We start from the raw sequence: 18,440 nt of genomic DNA, 5'->3' as shown, positions 1-18,440 counted from the left end.
GGATCAAAAAACTATATGAGTGAAAATCATTTGAAAGCATCAGAACCAAAATCTTTTTCAGAAACAATAATCGTGTCGGATCAGGACATATTAGCGCGCTTTGCTGGTAATAACGATGAAAATTTTAAAACGATAGAAGAACGATTCCCTGTAAGAATTTTAGTACGGGGAGAGAAGGTGACTGTTCAGGGGCCAGATAACGATGTAGTAGAAACGGTATATCATTACATGGAAGAGTTGCTTAAAGTTGCTAAAAAAGGTCACCAAATTCTTGCTGCTGATGTTCGTTATGGGATGGATATGATTTCCATAGAAGGGCGGGTTGACCTTACCTCTCTTTACAATGATGTTATCTGTACTACGAATCGCGGCAAACCTGTGCGTCCTAAAACGGCAGGACAAAAGCTTTATATTGAAGCCATGAGAACTCACGATATTGTCTTTGCTATAGGTCCGGCAGGAACGGGAAAAACCTATCTGGCGGTGTGTCACGCCGTGTCCCTGCTCAAAGCAGGAGCTATTAGTCGTATCGTTCTGGTCCGTCCAGCAGTGGAAGCAGGAGAGAGTCTCGGCTATTTGCCAGGTGATTTGCGAGAAAAAGTGGAGCCCTATGTTCGACCTCTTTACGATGCGTTTTATGATCTTTTTTCTCCAGAGCGTTTCCTAAGATATGTTGACAAAAATGTTATAGAAATAGCTCCTTTAGCCTATATGAGGGGGCGGACTTTAAATGATAGTTTTATTATTTTGGATGAGGCGCAGAATACAACTCCCGAACAGATGAAAATGTTTTTGACCCGTTTAGGTTTTGGGTCTAAAGCAGTAGTGACTGGAGATATAACTCAGATTGATCTTCCCTCGGGGAAAAAATCCGGGTTAATCGAAGTCCGAGACATTTTGGAGGGGATTGAAGGCATAGCATTTCTTGAACTGACAAATAAAGACGTTGTGCGCCATGAAATTGTGCAACGGGTAGTCAAAGCTTATGAAGAATATGAACAACGTCGTCAACAACCTTAAACTTTCTCGCAAGTTTAAAAAAACGAAGGCGAAACTACTGGTGGGAAATGGATTCTATCGTTTTACATCAGTAGTTTTGCTTGTTTGTTTTGCTTGCTTTCTGCTTTTTGTTCGATGGTTTTTTGACACAGGACGATCCGGTTTTCTCTTAGGCAAGCCGTCGCCTCGTACATATTTTGCCATAGCTCCTATGGGATATATTGACGAAGAGAAAACACAGTTGCTTCGCTCCAAAGTGGAAGATACCATAGCTGGAGTTTTTGTGAAGGATTCCTCTGTAGTCAGGGGGATGAAGAGTCGTTTAGAGGCCTTGGAACAAGGAGACCTTCAAATGGCCATGATCCCTGCTGCTCTTAAGGACCTTTTAGCACAACTTTCAGAGCGAAAAAAAACTATAGTGTTGCGATCCACTTTTAAAATAGGCCAGGAGCTTTTGGCAGAAGGGGACTGGGCCCGTGGTGTTGCTGCACCGACGGCAGAGTTGATTTGGGAAAAAATAGAAGCTTTAGATTTGCCTATGGCTGAAAATAATCTTATCTATCAACTTCTGGAGGAAATACTCAAACCAGCGGTGCGGCTTGATAAAGATTTAACTCAGAGCTTAAGAAAAGATTTTACAGCAGGGCTCAAACCGGTGGAGCAATTTATAAAAGTTGGCGATGTGATTGTGGAAAAAGGGAATGTTATTACTCCGCAGCTTGCGCGTATATTGCTCTCACAAGGATATCTTCAACAACGGTTCCCATGGAAAATATTAATACTGTCTCTCTTGCTGATTTTTTGTTGGCCTTTCTGGGTGCATCTTCCAGATTTTGCTTCTGGGAGTAGACGATCTTTTGACCTAAATGAAGTTTTTGTGGCCTGTATAGTGGGAGGATATTGGTTTGCAGAGTATATCTCAAGTCTTTTAGGGGCTCGAGGTGTAGCTATTGTTGTTTTGACTGGATGGATTTATCTTGTATTACCCTTTATCCCTGCTTTCCAAGTCGTTTTCGGAGCTTCTATCGTTGCTTCTGTGCTTACTGCAGCTTTTTCGACGTCTGAAATTTTGCTAGTAGCCTCTATGGGACTTGTTGCGGCTGTAACAGGGCGCTTCTTTTTTAGAGATGTTCATTCTCGAAGCCATCTTTGGCGTCAGCTTGTCGTTGCCGGTTTTTTCCCAGTGTTGGGAGGAATGGTAGTTCGATGGGGCATGGCTATGGATCTTTCATGGCAGGTTTTTTTATATGCTTGTTTAGGCGAAGCTTTTTGGGGCGTTGTTGTCATTGCCTTTTTACCTGTGTGGGAAAATTTCTTTGATATTATGTCCCCTCTCCGGCTCATGGAGCTCTCATACCCAACCCAGCCTCTTTTAAAAAAACTACAAATAGAGGCGCCGGGAACGTATCATCACTCTCTTATGGTGGGAACTCTTGCAGAAGCAGCTGCGGATCGTCTTGGTATGAATACCTATTTGATACGTGCTGGAGCATATTACCATGATATAGGGAAGTTGCGTCGTCCTCACTTTTTTGTGGAAAATCAGATGGAGGGAGAAAATGTTCATGATGAATTGACCCCTTCTCTTTCTGCTCTTGTTATCATCGCGCATGTTCGAGAAGGGTTGGAGATTGCTCAAGAGTATCATTTACCGGCGAAGCTGCGTCAGTTTATAGCCGAACATCATGGAACTACCTGTCTAGCTTATTTCCATAGGAAGTCCATCGCTTTGGGTGAGACACTTCCCCGAGAGCAGTTTTGCTATCCTGGCCCCCGTCCCTCTTGTCGAGAAACGGGACTATTGATGTTAGCCGACTCGGTGGAGGCGGCTGTTCGTGCTGATCGGAAGAATATTACGGGGATACAAGATTTAGAAAAAGTAATTTCTGGTGTTGTAGAGGCGAAAGTTTCGGAAGGGCAGCTTGATGATGTAGACTTTACTATGAAAGAATTGGCTACAATTAGAGAAGCCCTTGTCTACGCTCTACAATCTATGTATCATGGCCGAAAAGTAAAAGAGATCAAAGAAGAGCCATCCTCTGAAGAAGAGGGGGCAACTTTAAAAAAACAGGAGGAGTAACACGTGAAGGTTCATTTATCTTTTGAGAGTCTCGATGATGGAGAGTCTGAAAGTACCAACGCCCTCAATAAATTAGAGGGCAGGGAAGATGTGTTAGGGGTAATTGTTGAACGTTTGTTTCCAGGCAAATTTACCGATCAGGAAGCGGAAGTGTCTATAGCTTTTGTTTCAGCTCCAGATATGAAGGAGAAAAATTATACATATCGAGGGATTGATGAGCCTACAGATGTCCTTTCTTTTCCTATGTGGGAGGATCAGGATGGAGTTTTTCTTCCCCCTAGCGATTGGGATGTTTTGCCTTTGGGCGATATTTTGATTTGTGAAGATGTAGTGAGGGAAAACGCTCATCAGAATGGAACGTCTTACGTAGAAGAACTCTACCTTATGGTTGCTCATGGTTTCCTCCACTTATTGGGAATGGACCACGATACGGAGGAGAAGCAGCAGAAAATGTGGCTTTTCCAGTCTGCGATTTGCAAAGAATGGCTTTTAGATGAGAAAAAGTCACATCAATCCCCCTCGCTTGGTGGAGAGGTGACTCGATAGTGGATATTCCTGTCTCTGTAATACGGATATTTATGTTTCTTTTTTTCCTATTGCTGCTCTCTGCTTTTTTTAGTAGCGCGGAGACGGCCATAACATCATCAGGAAGAGGAAAGTTACTAGCTTTACAGGAACGTCATCCCTATCAACGGAGGTTTTTACAGTGGCTTGTTGGCGATGTTCAACGAGCCCTTACTATTACTCTTGTTTCAAATAATTTGGTTAACATAGCTGCGAGCGCAGTAGCTACATCTCTTGCCATTCTTCTCTTCGGGCATAAGAGTGTCTTTTGGGCCGTTATTATTATGACAATTGTGATTGTTGTATTCGGGGAGATATTACCTAAAAGCATTGCTATAGTCAGGTCTGAGCCAATCTTGATTATAACCCTGCCCATCCTTCGTTTTTTAGGTTTCCTTTTTGCCCCTTTTATCTGGACAATGAACCAATTTGTTCGTTTTCTCGGAATCCTTGTCGGAGTAGATCTTAAGGCGCAGCATACCTTTGTGACCAGAGAGGAAATTGAGCAAATGGTTAACATCGGAGAGGCTTCGGGGGCTCTTGAAGCTGTTGAGCGGAAAATGATCCACGGGATTATTTCCTTTGAAGAGACACGAGTTTATGAAATTATGATTCCGAGAACGGATATGAATGCTATAGCCAGCGATGCAACTATTAGAGATTCAGTTACGATTTTTCAGGAGCACGGACACTCCAGAGTCCCTGTATATGACGAAAGTCTTGATGATATAGTGGGGATACTCTATGTGAAAGATACAATACCTTATCTCGCGTCAGGTGACGTGGAGGTCGTTGTTTCTAAACTTCAGCGAGAAGCTCTTTTTGTGCCAGAGACCATGCGCATAGTGGAAGTTTTCAACATTATGAAAAGCAGACATGTCCACATGGCTATCGTTGTTGATGAATATGGTGGTACAGCAGGTCTCGTAACACTTGAAGACCTTTTGGAAGAAATCGTAGGAGAAATACAAGACGAATATGACTCTGAAACATCACCGGTTCTCAGCGAAACTGGTGGGAACTATTTGGTACAAGGTAATGTAAGTTTAGAGGATTTAAGCGAGATTATCGGTGACACTTTCGAGTCGGAAGATGCAGAAAGTGTAGCGGGTCTGGTTCTCTCTCTCTCTGGAGGCTTTCCTGAAAAAGGAACTATTTTCCAGTATGGGAAATGGGAGATAGAAGTTCTCGATGTGGAGGATCATCGAATTAAACTTTTACGATTTCATGAGGTGCTTCGAGATGAAGAAGATGAAGAATAATGATTTTGCGATCCCGTGGCCTTCTCATAATGTGACCCCTGAATTTTTGCTACAGGCGGCTCGCAATGCTCAGCTTCGATCCTATAGTCCCTATTCCCACTTTCCTGTGGGTGCAGCACTTCTCAGTGTAGATGATGAAGTGGTAACAGGTTGTAATGTAGAGAATGCATCTCTTGGCCTTACTGTGTGTGCCGAGCGAAATACTATAGGGAATATGGTAGTTTCTGGGTTAAAAGATCCTTTGGTTATTGCCATAGTGGGAAAAGAGGGAGAACCTTGTTACCCCTGTGGTGCATGCCGACAGGTTTTATGGGAATTTAATCCAGATCTACTCGTTTTGGTGGAAGATGGGGAAAAAGGTTGGGAGATTCTTCCTCTTCGTATGTTGCTTCCACATGCTTTCAGCAGGAAGGAATTTAAAGATAAATGATAGATGAGTTTAAGGATTTTAAATTTGGGATTGTCCCACTGGTGGGGCGTCCTAATGTGGGGAAATCTTCCTTAATGAATGCGCTGCTTTCTTTTAAGGTCTCCATTGTTTCTCAAAAGCCCCAGACTACGAGGAACCAAGTACGAGGTTTTTACAATGCTCCTGGATTGCAGGTTATTTTTACAGATACGCCGGGGATCCATAAGCCTAGACATAAACTAGGTGAAGCTATAGTTGCCGCAGCAGAACGAGCGTTGGAAAATGCGGATCTAATCCTTTACGTAGTGGAGGCCAGTGATAGCAATATTTCTGTGGAGGACGAAAGAATTATAAATATTCTTCAATCCACGTCTACTCCTATCATTTTAGTGGTCAATAAAATAGATGGAATACGAGGAGGAAAGGATCGTGTTCCACAGGTTATTTCCCTTTACAGCCAATACCTATCTTTTGTTGCAACTATAGGAGTTTCAGCGAAGACGGGCTACAACTTGGAGAGGTTGATAGCATCTTTAAAAGAGAAGCTCCCAGAAGGTTGCCCTTGGTATGATGAAGAATCTATAACGGATCAACCTGAGCGTTTTTTGGCGGGTGAAATTATTAGAGAGAAAGTTTTGCGCCTCACTCAGGAAGAAGTTCCTCACTCGGTGGCGGTAGAGATTGAAGAATATAAAAGCCCAGATGAGTATCCTGATCGAAAGACTCTCTATATACGAGCAAATCTTGTAGTAGAACGCGAAGGGCAGAAAGCTATCCTTATTGGTGAAAAAGGGCGTAAAATAAAAGAAATTGGACGGCGAGCCCGTATTGATATAGAGAATATGCTGGGCCATAAAGTTTTTTTGGATTTGTGGGTAAAAGTCAGGCCGGGGTGGCGTCAGTCCGAAAGTGAACTCCGGAGAATGGGATATATTGGAAGGTGATAGAATCATCGTGGATTTTTTGTCTCAAGGGCCAGTCCGCAGTTCTGGAGTTGTTCTTCGACGCAATCTAGATGCCGAAGGGAATATGTCTTTGTACCTTCTGCTTAAAGGGATCGGCCCAATATGGATTCAGGCGCCAGGTTCAGCTCGGGGCAGGGTTCGTTTTGGCGGAGGTACAGAACCTCTTTGCTGGAGTGTGTTTGATCTCTATAAGGGGCCTAAAAGGCTATATCTCAAGTCCATAGACATTAAAGATGACATGTGGAAACTTCGTTTAGACCCTCATCTCCTTTTAGTAGCCCTTGAATGGGATAAGCTTATTATTCGTTATACATGCTTAGGCATAGCAGAAGACAATGTTTTAGCTCTTTTTTACTGGTCTATGCGTACCTTGTGCGAAGGAGGGGATCCTCTCCCCCTTTCTTGGCGTTTTTTATGGCGCTGGCTTCATTCTCGAGGGGAGGCTCCAGATCTTCATAGTTGTGAGAAGTGTGGCACCCCTTTGACTTCTGAGGTGCAATGGTCAGAAACAGGGTTCTTGTGTTCGTCTTGTTATAATGACCTTCACGGTCTTATCCTGTCAAAACAGGAACGGCTTATGTTGGAAGCGGCGGCTCTAATGGATCGTCGTCGTTTCATTCTTTTTTTTTCTCAAATAACTGGTCGTACTGGCTTTGATGCCGAGTTTTGGCGAGCTCAATCCGACCGTTTAAAACTGATTCTCGATAGGAGTCGTTAAATCGAAACGAGGGAGGGCTTTTTAGTGAATTTTCAAGAGATTATTTTTCGTCTTGAACGATTTTGGGCGGAACAAGGATGCATTATCCAACAGCCTTACGATATAGAAGTAGGTGCCGGAACCATGAATCCCGCAACGGCATTGCGTGTTTTAGGACCGGAGCCTTGGCGTGTGGCATATGTAGAACCTTCAAGAAGGCCAGCAGATGGTAGATATGGGGAGAACCCTAACCGTCTCCAGCATTATTATCAATATCAGGTTATACTTCAACCGGCGCCGGCAAGTATACAGGAAATATATTTAGATAGTCTTGCGGCCATAGGCATTGACCCTCAAGATCATGATATTCGATTTGTGGAAGATGATTGGGAATCTCCCACAGTGGGGGCCTGGGGTTTGGGATGGGAAGTTTGGCTTGATGGTATGGAAGTAACACAGTTTACTTATTTTCAGCAAGTAGGCGGAATTGATATGGAACTTGTTCCTTCTGAGATTACTTATGGTATTGAACGAATTGCCATGTTTGTTCAGAAAGTAGAAAATGTTTATGATTTATCTTGGAACAATGATGTATCTTACGGGAATGTTCACCACCAAGGTGAGGTGGAGTACTCTCACTACAACTTTGAAATAGCTGACACGGATATGCTCTTCACCCTTTTTAATATGTACGAAGCAGAGGCTCTCCATATCCTTGAAACGGGATATGCGTTACCAGCATATGATTATGTCTTGAAATGTTCTCATACATTTAATCTCCTTGATGCCAGAAATGCCATTAGTGTTACCGAGCGAACTGGTTATATCTCGAGAATTCGCAACTTAGCGAGTCGTTGTTGTGCAAGTTACGTGGAACGAAGGAAAGAAATGGGCTATCCTTTTATGGATAAATTTCCCAGATAGCCCAGGAAGAGGTGACGTTGTCCATGGCGTATAAAAATTTATTGCTTGAAATAGGAACAGAGGAGATCCCGTCTCGTTTTCTTCCAGAGGCTTTATCGAATATTGTTCGTTATGCAGAAGAAGAAATGGTAGCTGCCAGAATTATACATGGCAGAGTCGCGGCTTATGGAACGCCGAGAAGGATTGCCCTCGTCATACGGGATGTGGAAGAGAAACAGGAAGATAAAGTTATGACATATAAAGGTCCCACATGGGATTCTGCTTTTGATGCGAATGGAAACCCCACAAAAGCTGCTTTGGGGTTTGCTAAAAGCAAAGGCGTTGGCTATGAAAATCTTGTCCCTAAAGAAGTGGATGGAGTTCGTTATGCCTTTGCTGTCGTATCTGAAGTGGGCAATCCTGTGCGAGATCTTTTTCCTGAGATACTCCCGGCTATAATTCGTAAATTGGTTTTCCCTAAAAACATGTATTGGGTGGATTCATCTATTAAGTTTGCAAGGCCAATTCGTTGGATTGTCGCACTCCTAGACGTAGAAGTGGTCCCTTTTGTTTATGGGGATATAGAAAGTGGTAGGACAACGCGAGGTCATCGCTTTATGGGGGCCCGAAATCTCGATATAGATGATGCTGCCGAGTTTATGGAGAGGCTTTATGATAACTACGTTATTGTGGATCAGGAGAAACGCCGACAGAAAATGATCTCTGGCATCACAGCTCTAGAGAAGGAAATGGGCGGGAAAGTAGAATTAGATCCTGAACTTGTTGAAGAGAATCTTTACTTGGTCGAGTACCCTGTCCCGTTCTATGGAACCTTCGATAAGAAATATCTCGAAATCCCTGAAGAAGTGTTGACCACTAGCATGAAGAAACATCAGAAATATTTCCCGGTACGAAGCGAATCTGGGAAACTTATGCCTTGCTTTGTAGGAGTGAGCAACAACAGAGCGACGAATATGGGGGTTGTTCGAGAGGGAAATGAACGAGTTTTAAGGGCTCGTTTAGAAGATGCGGCTTTTTTCTGGAAAGAAGATTTAAAGAAGCCTCTTGCTGCTCGAATAGATGAACTTAAGAACATCCTTTACCAAGAGAAAATTGGTTCCTTATACGATAAAGTGAAAGCAACCCAAAAATTGGCTGTGAATCTCTGTCATGTCTTAGGCCTTTCAGATATTGAAAAATTAGTGGAACGTGCGGCTTCTCTCTCCAAAAGCGATCTTCTTACAAATATGGTTTACGAATTTCCTGAGCTTCAGGGGGTTATGGGAAGAGAATATGCCCTTCGGAATGGCGAACCACAGCGAGTAGCTCTGGGAATTTATGAGCAATATCTTCCTGGCTTTGCCGGAGATAAAGTTCCTTCCGATAGCGTAGGAGCTATTCTGGGTCTTGCAGAGCGAGGATACATCATTGTAAGCTGTCATAAGGCAGGTTTGCAACCTACAGGTTCCCAGGATCCCTATGCTTTACGGCGAGCGGCTCGATGTATTAATGAAATTATATGGGGAACTGAGTTAGATGTGGATATGCAGGATCTTTTCCGTAAGGCTGGAGAAGTGGCAGATGTATCTTCGGACATTTTGGATCAAGTCTGGAGTTTTTACGAGCAGCGCCTCCATGTGCAGCTTAAAGAAAAAGGTTTCGATCATGATATTGTTTCACTAGCTATATCAGTTATTGGGAAGCAACCTCTGCAAGTGTTGCGTCTTTTAGGTGCTCTCGACAAAGTTAAGGCGGAGTCGTGGTTTGAAGAGCTCATAACAGCCGCAGTAAGGGTAAGAAATATTCTCTCAAAAGCTGAAGTGGCGGATATTTCCACAGAAGTTTCTCCAGCGTTCTTCCAGAAAGAGGCAGAAGGAAGACTTTTCGACGAAATAAGGGAAACGACGGAACATGTGGAAAAAACCTTGTCTCGATATGATTGGGATGAGCTTATGGTTCTTCTTGCAAAGCTGTCGCCCTGCATTACTTCTTTCTTCGATGACGTATTGATTATGGATGAAGACATATCCGTACGCCGAAATCGTCTTGCGCTTCTTTCCTGTTGCAATAAGCTTTTCAGAAAAGTAGGCGATTTGGGGACCCTCAAATGCTAGGAGGTAGGAAGTGAGTTCTTTGTCTCTTTTTATTGTTTCGGATTCTACAGGGGAGACTGCTGAGCATGTTGCTCATGCGGCGATGAGTCAGTTTGAATCTGCTTTTAGTCAAGTTACGCGGTTTCGAGACGTGGATTCGGAAGAAAAAGCAAAAGACATATTACAAAAGGCAGCGTTAGCTCGTCCGGTCATTGTTTGTACTCTAGTAAATAGAGAGCTTCGAAGATATATGGCCCTTAGAGCTCAAAAGCTGGGGGTCCCTTTTGTTGATCTGCTCGGCCCTATTTTAGAGCTGCTCGAGATTAGATTGGAAGAATCTCCAGTGGGATATCCCGGCCTTAATCGTCGCATGGATGAAGAATATTTTCGACGCGTTAAAGCTGTAGAATTTGCTATTCAATGTGACGATGGGCGAAATCCTTCCGCTCTTCCTCTAGCGGAACTTGTAATTCTAGGAGTGTCACGTACGGGGAAAACTCCTTTATCTATGTATATTGCAAATCGGGGGTATAGGGTGGCGAATGTCCCTTTGATACCGGAAGTTGACCCACCGGAGGAACTGTACTCTGTCCCCCGAGAACGTCTAGTTGGGCTTGTCATAGACCCTGAAAAACTGATCCAGATTCGAGAAGAGCGTCTGAAACTTCTCGGTCTAGATCCAGCCATGTCAGCTTATGCTAATAAAGAGCGGGTTAAGCGGGAATTGGAGTACGCTCAACAAATTATGAATAAGCTTGGGTGCAAAGTTTTTGATGTAACGGGTAGAGCTGTGGAAGAAAATGCTCAAGAGATCATGGATTTGTTGCGGGGTTAGGATATGACGACAGAAAAAAAACTTATTAACGTATTTGTCGTTTCAGACTTTACAGGGGAGACAGTGGAAGCTGTTGCTCGGGCTGCTTCGAGTCAGTTCAACCCGGAAAGTGTTAATATCCGGCGTTTCCGATATGTGAATAATATCGATAAGGCACAGATGATAATGAATGAAGCGGTTGAAAATCAAGCTATTGTTATTTGTACCCTTGTGGATACATCTGTTCGCCATTGGCTTATAGAGAATGCGAATGCTATGGATATCGATGTTATTGATATTTTTGGGCCGCTACTCAATGTGCTTTCTGGGATTTTGAACAAAAAACCCTTAGAAAAGCCAGGCTTGTCCCATGTTATGGACGAAGAGTATTTTAAAAGAGTGAAAGCTGTAGAGTTTACTATAAATTGCGATGATGGCAGCAATACGAATCTTCTTCCAGAGGCAGATATCGTGTTAATTGGTGTTTCCAGAACATGTAAAACGCCTCTTTCTATGTATTTGGCCCACAAGGGATTAAAAACAGCGAACATCCCTCTTATACCAAGTCTTGCTCCTCCCGAGGAGCTGTTTAAAATAGATTCATCTCGGATCATTGGTTTGACTATAGATGCAGAGAATCTTGTTGATATTCGAGTAAAGCGTTTGTCCATGTTGGGGCTTGATCCTGGAGAGTCAGACTATACAGAAAAAAGTAAAGTTTACGATGAGCTTCAATACGCTCAAACCATCATGTCTTCTCTCGGAGTGCGAGTTTTTAATGTCACCGATCGCGCTCTCGAAGAAACGGCTCAAGAAATTCTGGCTTATTTCAGACGTTGAGCTCCTTCCAGAAATTAAGAGGAGGGGTGAGCCATGAGAGACGAAGTTAAAAGGAAGTTTGTGTACGACTTCGAAGAAGGCGATGCGGCCATGACAAATCTCCTGGGGGGGAAGGGAGCGAACCTTGCTCAAATGGTTCGAAACGGTCTTCGTGTCCCCCCAGGATTTATTATTACTACTCAAGCGTGTCTTTCCTATCTCCAAGAGGGTGAAAAACTTTTAGAAGACATTTGGCCCTCAATTCGCGAAGCACTTTCTCGCTTGGAAGTAAAAACCGGTAAAAAATGGGGGAAAGGCCCTTTCCCCCTCCTTGTCTCTGTTCGATCTGGGGCCCCTGTATCTATGCCAGGAATGATGGATACGATCCTCAATTTGGGGCTTAACAGTGAAACCTTGCCTCTTTTAAGTCATGCTTCTCAAAATGAACGATTTGCCTTTGATAGTTACCGTCGTTTTATCCAGATGTATGCAGAAGTTGTTAAAGGCCTTGCTTCTGCCTCTTTTGAAGAGATTCTCGCAGAAGTTAAGGCAAGAGAAAAAATTCAATTTGATTATGAAATTTCAACGGACGGCATGAGAAGTGTTGTTTCTGCTTTTCTTGCTATTTATGAAGCGAAGGTGGGTGAACCTTTCCCTCAAGATCCGTGGGAGCAGTTGCGGCAGGCTATAGCTGCTGTCTTTAGAAGTTGGAACTCTTCTCGAGCTATTACATATCGGGAATTGAATAGCATTCCTCATACTCTCGGTACAGCTGTGAATGTGGTTTCGATGGTATTCGGCAATTTAGGGGAACAGTGTGGGACAGGCGTTTGTTTTACGCGAAACCCTTCTAATGGTTGCCCTGACCTTTATGGAGAATTTCTTATCAATGCACAGGGAGAAGATGTTGTTGCTGGTGTTAGAACCCCCCTTCCTATTTCTGAGCTCCGCTATGTAATGCCTGACATGCATGAAGAGTTGCTAGGTGTTGCCCATTCCCTTGAAAATTACTATAAAGACATGCAAGACGTGGAATTTACGATTGAGAATCGCAGGCTTTATATCCTCCAAACACGGGAAGGTAAAAGATCTGCTGCGGCAGCTGTGAAGATAGCCCATGATATGGTAAGGGAACAGATAATTAACCGACAGGAAGCCCTTAAAAGGGTAACTCCTCGAGATGCAGAACTCCTATTGCATAAACAAGTTCCTTCAGATGTTCATGTTTCTTTATTGGCAGAAGGTCTCCCGGCTTCTCCAGGGGCTGGGAAGGGGATTATAACCTTTACTCCAGACGAAGCTGTTCGTTTGACGTCAGAGGGGCAAAAAGTTGTTTTAGTCCGGCCAGAAACGAGCCCAGACGATATTCATGGACTTGCAGTAGCCGAGGCAGTTGTTACAAGTAGGGGAGGTATGACAAGCCATGCTGCTGTAGTTGCTCGTGGTATGGGTAAGCCGTGTGTAACTGGCTGCGAGTCTCTATCTATAAATATAGAGCAGGGGATTCTTCAAAAAGGTGATATTGTTTTGTCGGCAGGAGATTTTATTACTGTTGATGGTAGTTACGGAAGAGTTCTTTTAGGCGATGTCCCTCTTGTGGATGCTCAGATAACCGCAGAATTTTCGGAGATGCTGCAATGGGCCGATAATGTGGCTTCTCTTCAGGTATGGGCAAATGCCGATACCCCTCTTGATGCAAAGCGAGCGAGAGAATTTGGAGCTAAGGGCATTGGCTTATGCAGAACGGAACATATGTTTATGTCTCAAGAACGTTTGCCTATTATGGAACGTATGATCGTAGCTGAAAGCAAGGAAAAACGTTTATCAGACTTGGAGCTTTTGAAGGCTATGCAGAAGGAAGATTTCCGTGCTATTTTTACAGAAATGGACGGTTACCCAGTTATTATTCGCCTCCTTGACCCCCCTCTTCACGAATTCCTCCCCAAGGAAGGAGATATAAAAAAAAGAATTTTGGAACTTCCAACGGATATGGAAGAGAAAGAGAGGCTATTTCGGGAGGAAGAGCTTATCGATATGTTAAAAAAGATCGAATCCCTTAAAGAAGTGAACCCCATGATGGGGTTTCGTGGTTGTCGTGTAGGGATTATCTACCCAGAAATTTATGAAATGCAGATACGAGCTATTCTGGAGGCTGCCATAGAAGCACAAAAAAACGGTGTTACAGTTATTCCTGAAATCATGATACCTTTAGTAGGGATATCTGGAGAAATGGAATTTTTCCGACATACGGTAGACAGAATAGCTCAAGAGTACTATAAGAGTACAGGTGCTTCCATTGACTACAAAGTAGGGAGTATGATAGAAGTTCCTCGTGCTATTCTTATTACCGAAAAAATAGCGCTTTATGCAGATTTCTTCAGCTTTGGAACAAATGATTTAACGCAGGCAGTATTTGCCTACTCCAGAGATGACGCAGAATCTAAGTTTTTAGGAGCATATCTAGAGAAGGAGTTGCTTACTGAAAATCCCTTCCATATTCTTGATCGGGAAGGGGTCGGTGAAATGATGCATTTTTGTGTGGATAAAGCCAGAAAAACTCGGCAAAATATATCTTTGGGCATTTGTGGCGAACATGGCGGAAACCCAGAAAGTATTGCTTTTTGTCATGCTCTTGGTCTTGACTATGTAAGTTGTTCGCCTTTTAGAATACCAGTCGCTAGGCTGGCAGCTGCTCAAGCCGCACTGGGCTTCACTAATTAACGAGGAGGCAGTGAGATATGGGAACGTATAGGTATATCAAGTGGTTTTCCGAGATTAATCGAAACGATATACCACTGGTAGGAGGAAAAGGGGCTAATTTAGGTGAGTTAACCCAGAACGGAGTGGCTGTACCCCCAGGGTTCTGTGTAACTGCCGGGGCGTACCGGGATTTTATAAAAATCTCTGGGCTGGGAGCGGCAATCGAAAAGACGATCCATGGGATTAATTATGAAGACACAGATGAGCTAGCGAACAAATGTGCCCTCGTTAGAGACATGATTATGGATGCATCTGTGCCTGACGAGATCAGCAAAGAAGTTCAGGATGCATATCTTCTTTTATGTAAAAAACTGGGCACTGAGAACATTCGTGTTGCTGTAAGAAGTTCTGCTACGGCGGAAGATCTTCCCGATGCATCTTTTGCTGGGCAACAGGATACGTATCTTCATATTCGAGGTGCTGAAGAAGTTTTAAAACACGTGCAGATGTGCTGGGCTTCTCTATGGACAGCCCGAGCTACGTACTATCGAGAGAAACAAGATTTCAACCATTTTGAAGTGGCGCTGAGCGCTGTTGTACAAAAAATGGTACAGAGTCAGAAATCAGGAGTTATGTTCACAGCCAATCCCGTGACGAACGATCGAAGCCAACTTATGATTAATGCAAGTTGGGGGTTAGGAGAGGCGGTGGTTTCTGGTATTGTGACTCCCGATGAATTTATTCTCGATAAAGATCATTTGGATGTTGTAGAGAAAAATATTGCGGAGAAAAACACCATGATAGTGGAGAAAAAAAATGGGATAGGGACTGTCAAGGTGGCGGTAAAAGAGTATTTAGGGCCAGACAAGGTCAAGATACAATGTCTCTCTGATATGGAAATTATTACTTTAGGTAAAGCCGGTAAAAAAATTGAAGAAATATATCAAAGCCCTCAGGATATAGAATGGGCGCTCGATAAGGATACAGGAGAGCTATATATCCTTCAGGCTCGTCCTGTTACTACATTAAAAGAGGGAGCGACTGTTATGGAAGAAAAAACCTCTTCGAAAGAAACAAAGCTTAATGTCCTTGCTCGAGGTCTTGCGGCATCTCCTGGTATCGCTGCGGGTAAAGTTATTTCGATTAAAGATATTAATGAAATTTCTCGAGTTAAAGATGGAGATATTCTTGTTACTGGCATGACAAACCCTGATATGGTTCCGGCTATGAGAAAGGCTGCAGCCGTTGTCACCGATGAAGGCGGAAGAACATGTCACGCTGCTATTGTTTCCCGCGAGTTGGGAATTCCATGCATTGTGGGAACAAAAAATGGGACAGAAACGTTAACAGATAATATGGTTGTTACAGTAGATGCTACCCGTGGCGTTGTTTTCGAGGGCGATGTTGTTCCAGAGAAGAAAGAAGAAACTGTGAGTGCTCAAGTTACCCAGGCTTCATTGCCAATAGAGGATTTAGTTTACCAGATGGCTCCTATTACAGGTACGAAGATATATATGAACTTGGGAGAACCATCTATTATCGATCGCTATAAGAAATTGCCTTTCGATGGCATTGGGTTAATGCGCACAGAGTTTATCTTTACGAATATGGTGGGTATCCATCCTATGTATTTGGTAAAGACTGGCCAGGGAAAACTATTGGTAGATAAGATGTCAGAGGGCATTACGACTGTCGCACAGGCTATTTATCCTCGCCCTATCGTCGTTCGTATGAGCGATTTTAGAACGAATGAGTTTAGAGGACTTAAAGGCGGCGATGAAGTAGAGCCGGTGGAGAATAACCCTATGATTGGCTGGAGAGGGGTTTCCAGGTATATTTCTCCTGAATATGAGGCTGGCTTTAGACTTGAATGTCAAGCCATTCGAAAAGTCCGAGAAGAATACGGTCTCATTAACGTGTGGATGATGCTTCCCTTTGTACGTACCACATGGGAGCTTGAGCGAGTGATGGACATTCTTGAGTCAGAAGGCCTTAAACGGAGTTCTTCTTTCAAGCTATGGATTATGGCAGAAGTACCGTCTGTTGTCTTTGCTGCGGAAGAGTTTGCTCAAATGGTGGATGGATTCAGTATTGGAAGCAACGATCTTACTCAGCTTGTTATGGGAGTCGACAGAGACTCTGGTATTTTAAATAATATGGGATACTTTGATGAACGGAATATTGCGGTACAACGTGCTATTCGGATATTAATTCAAGCAGCGCATAAATATGGTAAAACATGCTCTATCTGTGGGCAAGGACCTTCTCTCTATCCAGATTTTGCAGAGTTTTTGGTGCGGGAAGGCATAGATAGCATGAGCGTCAATCCTGACACAGTGGCATATACTCGTAAACTTGTTGCTGGAGTGGAGCAACGCATTATATTGCACAGCATTCGCGAGAGGGACTAAAGAAGATAGAAAATCTTTTATCTGAATAAAAAGCAAGAAAGAAGGGGCGACATATTTCTCTATGTCGCCCCTTCTTTCTTGCTTGAATATTTAGTTGTTAGAAATCCCATATTGTTTTAAGAGCTGTTGATATCGATCTTCTATAGTCTGTGCCGGACTTGGATCGTTCGCGTATGGTTTAACTGGTTCTACAGGAACATCCGACTCACTGGCCGCTTTATGATGTTGTTGAGGCTGAATTTTTACAGGAGAGGATGTCTCCCCACTTTCCAGTCCTGGTATGGAAGGCAAGGATGTTCCGTGGGGGAAACTGGCATAATCGTAATAATGCCCTTCATCTTGTGGAAGAAGGTAGAGCTTAGGAGATTGAGGATCATCTTGGCCCGCAAATAAATCTCCTCCATGGAGAGGACATGTACTCGTAGGTGCTGTCCCTCTAGGCATAAATATAGTAGCGACGGAGGTACAGTTAGGAGTCGCAATGAAGCCAGACTGTCTACAAACTTGTACTCTATCTACAGGAAGATCTTCAGGAACCTCAAAGGCTTGAGGCAGATGAAGGGCTTGAGCAGCTGTTATCATAAATTCTTTCCATATGGGGGCTGCAATAACTCCACCTGTGGCATTCCGCCCTAGAGGTTTATGATCATCATTCCCAGCATATACTACTGCTACAAGGCCAGGAATTCCTCCGGTGAACCACGCATCGCTATATTCGTTAGTAGTACCAGTCTTGCCAAAAGTCTCCCATCCAGGGACCGCTGCTCTGCGCCCTGTCCCTGCACGTACAGCATCCATCATCAAAGAACGAATGACAACAGATGTAACTGGAGAAATGCCGTCTCGAATCTCAGGAGTATGATGCTCTAAAATTTCTCCGTTGCTCGAGCGAATTTCCCGAATCATAAGAGGGGAGACGACTTTCCCACCATTTTCAAAGGTGGAATATGCTACTGCCATTTCCATAGGAGTAACGCTCGCTGTTCCCAATGCTACGGAAAGGTCTCGAGGTAGATAAGGAGTAACGATTCCCATACTACGAGCGGTTGTTATTACCGAGTTAACCCCTATAATGTCAGCCGCACGGACAACGACAGTATTATATGAATGGTTCAAAGCATCAATTACTGTTACTTCTCCGCTAAATTTTTTGCTATAATTCCCTGGTTCCCATGTTTTGGGTTCTTCTCCCGGAATATCATATGAGAGGGGAGCGTCCAAAAAGTGGTCTGTAGGTAAAATTCCCCTTTCTAAAGCTGCTGCATATACTATAGGTTTGAAGGAAGACCCTGGTTGCCGATATGCTTGAGTTACCCTATTGAATTTACTTTCAGCAAAATCTTTTCCCCCAGTCATAGCTAGAATTTCTCCAGTAAAGGGATCAATAGCTACCAAAGCTCCTTGACTCTTCAGCTTTTTCACAGCTATATCGGCTTTTTCTTGGAGGTCCAAATCGAGAGTTGTATGAATTGCCATGCCACCACTATAGACAAGATCCGCTCCGTATTTAGGAAGGAGATAGTTGAAGAGTAGATGAGCAATAAAGTAAGGAGCTTTGTTGTATTCTGTAACCTTATTAGGGACATGTTTTAATGTAATTTCTTCTTTAAAAGCAGTTTGTTTAGTCTCTTCGTTGATCCAACCTAAAGAAACAAGACGGTCAAGAACATACCCTTGGCGAACCTTCGCATTTCCCATGTTATTTAAGGGGCTATACCGTTCAG

The 18,440-nt window shown here is 43.4% G+C and carries 14 protein-coding genes (1 of these 14 cut by a window edge); 13 read left to right on the top strand and 1 reads right to left on the bottom strand.

Annotation, left to right across the window (positions count from 1 at the left end; genetic code table 11):
- The first annotated feature begins 15 nt into the window (after window positions 1-15).
- Genes K360_RS0106885 through ppsA form a run of 13 tightly spaced genes read left to right on the top strand, consistent with a single transcriptional unit; the run spans window position 16 to window position 16,716 of the window.
- A complete protein-coding gene (locus tag K360_RS0106885) occupies window positions 16-1,020 on the top strand; it encodes a PhoH family protein (protein WP_024822429.1) in 1,005 nt (334 codons plus the stop codon).
- Window positions 986-3,079 (top strand): HD family phosphohydrolase, encoded by a 2,094-nt coding sequence (locus K360_RS10680; RefSeq protein ID WP_084043915.1) that lies wholly within the window; start codon window positions 986-988, stop codon window positions 3,077-3,079. The genes K360_RS0106885 and K360_RS10680 overlap by 35 nt, the downstream gene beginning before the upstream one ends.
- Before the next feature lie 3 nt (window positions 3,080-3,082).
- Window positions 3,083-3,625, top strand: coding sequence for an rRNA maturation RNase YbeY (gene ybeY / locus K360_RS0106875; protein ID WP_024822427.1), 543 nt, complete (start codon window positions 3,083-3,085; stop codon window positions 3,623-3,625).
- Entirely contained in the window at window positions 3,625-4,905 is a 1,281-nt protein-coding gene (locus K360_RS0106870; protein WP_024822426.1) for a hemolysin family protein, read from the top strand. Before ybeY ends, K360_RS0106870 begins: the two co-directional genes overlap by 1 nt.
- Window positions 4,886-5,335: a cytidine deaminase gene (locus K360_RS0106865; protein ID WP_084043914.1), complete on the top strand. Its 450-nt coding sequence runs from the start codon at window positions 4,886-4,888 to the stop codon at window positions 5,333-5,335. Before K360_RS0106870 ends, K360_RS0106865 begins: the two co-directional genes overlap by 20 nt.
- Window positions 5,332-6,258 carry a GTPase Era gene (gene era / locus K360_RS0106860; protein ID WP_034326837.1) on the top strand — a complete coding sequence of 309 codons (927 nt, stop codon included), beginning with the start codon at window positions 5,332-5,334 and terminating at the stop codon, window positions 6,256-6,258. The genes K360_RS0106865 and era overlap by 4 nt, the downstream gene beginning before the upstream one ends.
- On the top strand, window positions 6,224-6,997 hold the full coding sequence (gene recO / locus K360_RS10675; protein ID WP_156923376.1) for a DNA repair protein RecO: 774 nt from the start codon (window positions 6,224-6,226) through the stop codon (window positions 6,995-6,997). Before era ends, recO begins: the two co-directional genes overlap by 35 nt.
- A gap of 24 nt (window positions 6,998-7,021) precedes the next feature.
- Window positions 7,022-7,900, top strand: coding sequence for a glycine--tRNA ligase subunit alpha (locus K360_RS0106850; protein WP_024822422.1), 879 nt, complete (start codon window positions 7,022-7,024; stop codon window positions 7,898-7,900).
- 23 nt (window positions 7,901-7,923) lie between these two features.
- The gene (glyS, locus tag K360_RS0106845; RefSeq protein WP_024822421.1) at window positions 7,924-9,993 is read left to right on the top strand and encodes a glycine--tRNA ligase subunit beta; all 2,070 of its coding nucleotides are present in this window, start codon (window positions 7,924-7,926) and stop codon (window positions 9,991-9,993) included.
- Window positions 9,994-10,003: 10 nt separating this feature from the next.
- Window positions 10,004-10,807, top strand: a complete 804-nt coding sequence (locus K360_RS0106840; RefSeq protein ID WP_024822420.1) for a pyruvate, water dikinase regulatory protein — start codon at window positions 10,004-10,006, stop codon at window positions 10,805-10,807.
- Window positions 10,808-10,810: 3 nt separating this feature from the next.
- On the top strand, window positions 10,811-11,626 hold the full coding sequence (locus K360_RS0106835) for a pyruvate, water dikinase regulatory protein (RefSeq protein WP_024822419.1): 816 nt from the start codon (window positions 10,811-10,813) through the stop codon (window positions 11,624-11,626).
- 33 nt (window positions 11,627-11,659) lie between these two features.
- Entirely contained in the window at window positions 11,660-14,326 is a 2,667-nt protein-coding gene (gene ppdK / locus K360_RS0106830; protein WP_024822418.1) for a pyruvate, phosphate dikinase, read from the top strand.
- A gap of 17 nt (window positions 14,327-14,343) precedes the next feature.
- A complete protein-coding gene (gene ppsA, locus K360_RS0106825; protein ID WP_024822417.1) occupies window positions 14,344-16,716 on the top strand; it encodes a phosphoenolpyruvate synthase in 2,373 nt (790 codons plus the stop codon).
- A 90-nt stretch (window positions 16,717-16,806) separates the two neighbouring features.
- On the opposite strand, the gene K360_RS0106820 is transcribed toward ppsA, so the two are convergent.
- A protein-coding gene (locus K360_RS0106820; RefSeq protein ID WP_024822416.1) for a transglycosylase domain-containing protein crosses the window boundary here: on the bottom strand, window positions 16,807-18,440 show its 3' portion. It continues 685 nt past the right edge of the window; the window shows 1,634 of its 2,319 coding nt (coding positions 686-2,319); the start codon falls outside the window, past its right edge — the gene reads right to left on this strand; the stop codon is at window positions 16,807-16,809.

This window comes from Aminobacterium mobile DSM 12262 (assembly GCF_000526395.1).
Taxonomy (GTDB): Bacteria; Synergistota; Synergistia; order Synergistales; family Aminobacteriaceae; genus Aminobacterium; species Aminobacterium mobile.
This window is presented reverse-complemented; position numbering and strand designations above follow the sequence as displayed.

What these genes read in the sequence shown, in the direction of transcription:
- K360_RS0106885 (WP_024822429.1), top strand. Translation starts at nt 16, where the DNA reads ATGAGTGAAAATCATTTGAAAGCATCAGAACCAAAATCTTTTTCAGAA.
- K360_RS10680 (WP_084043915.1), top strand. Translation starts at nt 986, where the DNA reads ATGAAGAATATGAACAACGTCGTCAACAACCTTAAACTTTCTCGCAAG.
- K360_RS0106865 (WP_084043914.1), top strand. Translation starts at nt 4,886, where the DNA reads ATGAAGAAGATGAAGAATAATGATTTTGCGATCCCGTGGCCTTCTCAT.
- era (WP_034326837.1), top strand. Translation starts at nt 5,332, where the DNA reads ATGATAGATGAGTTTAAGGATTTTAAATTTGGGATTGTCCCACTGGTG.
- glyS (WP_024822421.1), top strand. Translation starts at nt 7,924, where the DNA reads ATGGCGTATAAAAATTTATTGCTTGAAATAGGAACAGAGGAGATCCCG.
- K360_RS0106835 (WP_024822419.1), top strand. Translation starts at nt 10,811, where the DNA reads ATGACGACAGAAAAAAAACTTATTAACGTATTTGTCGTTTCAGACTTT.
- ppdK (WP_024822418.1), top strand. Translation starts at nt 11,660, where the DNA reads ATGAGAGACGAAGTTAAAAGGAAGTTTGTGTACGACTTCGAAGAAGGC.
- ppsA (WP_024822417.1), top strand. Translation starts at nt 14,344, where the DNA reads ATGGGAACGTATAGGTATATCAAGTGGTTTTCCGAGATTAATCGAAAC.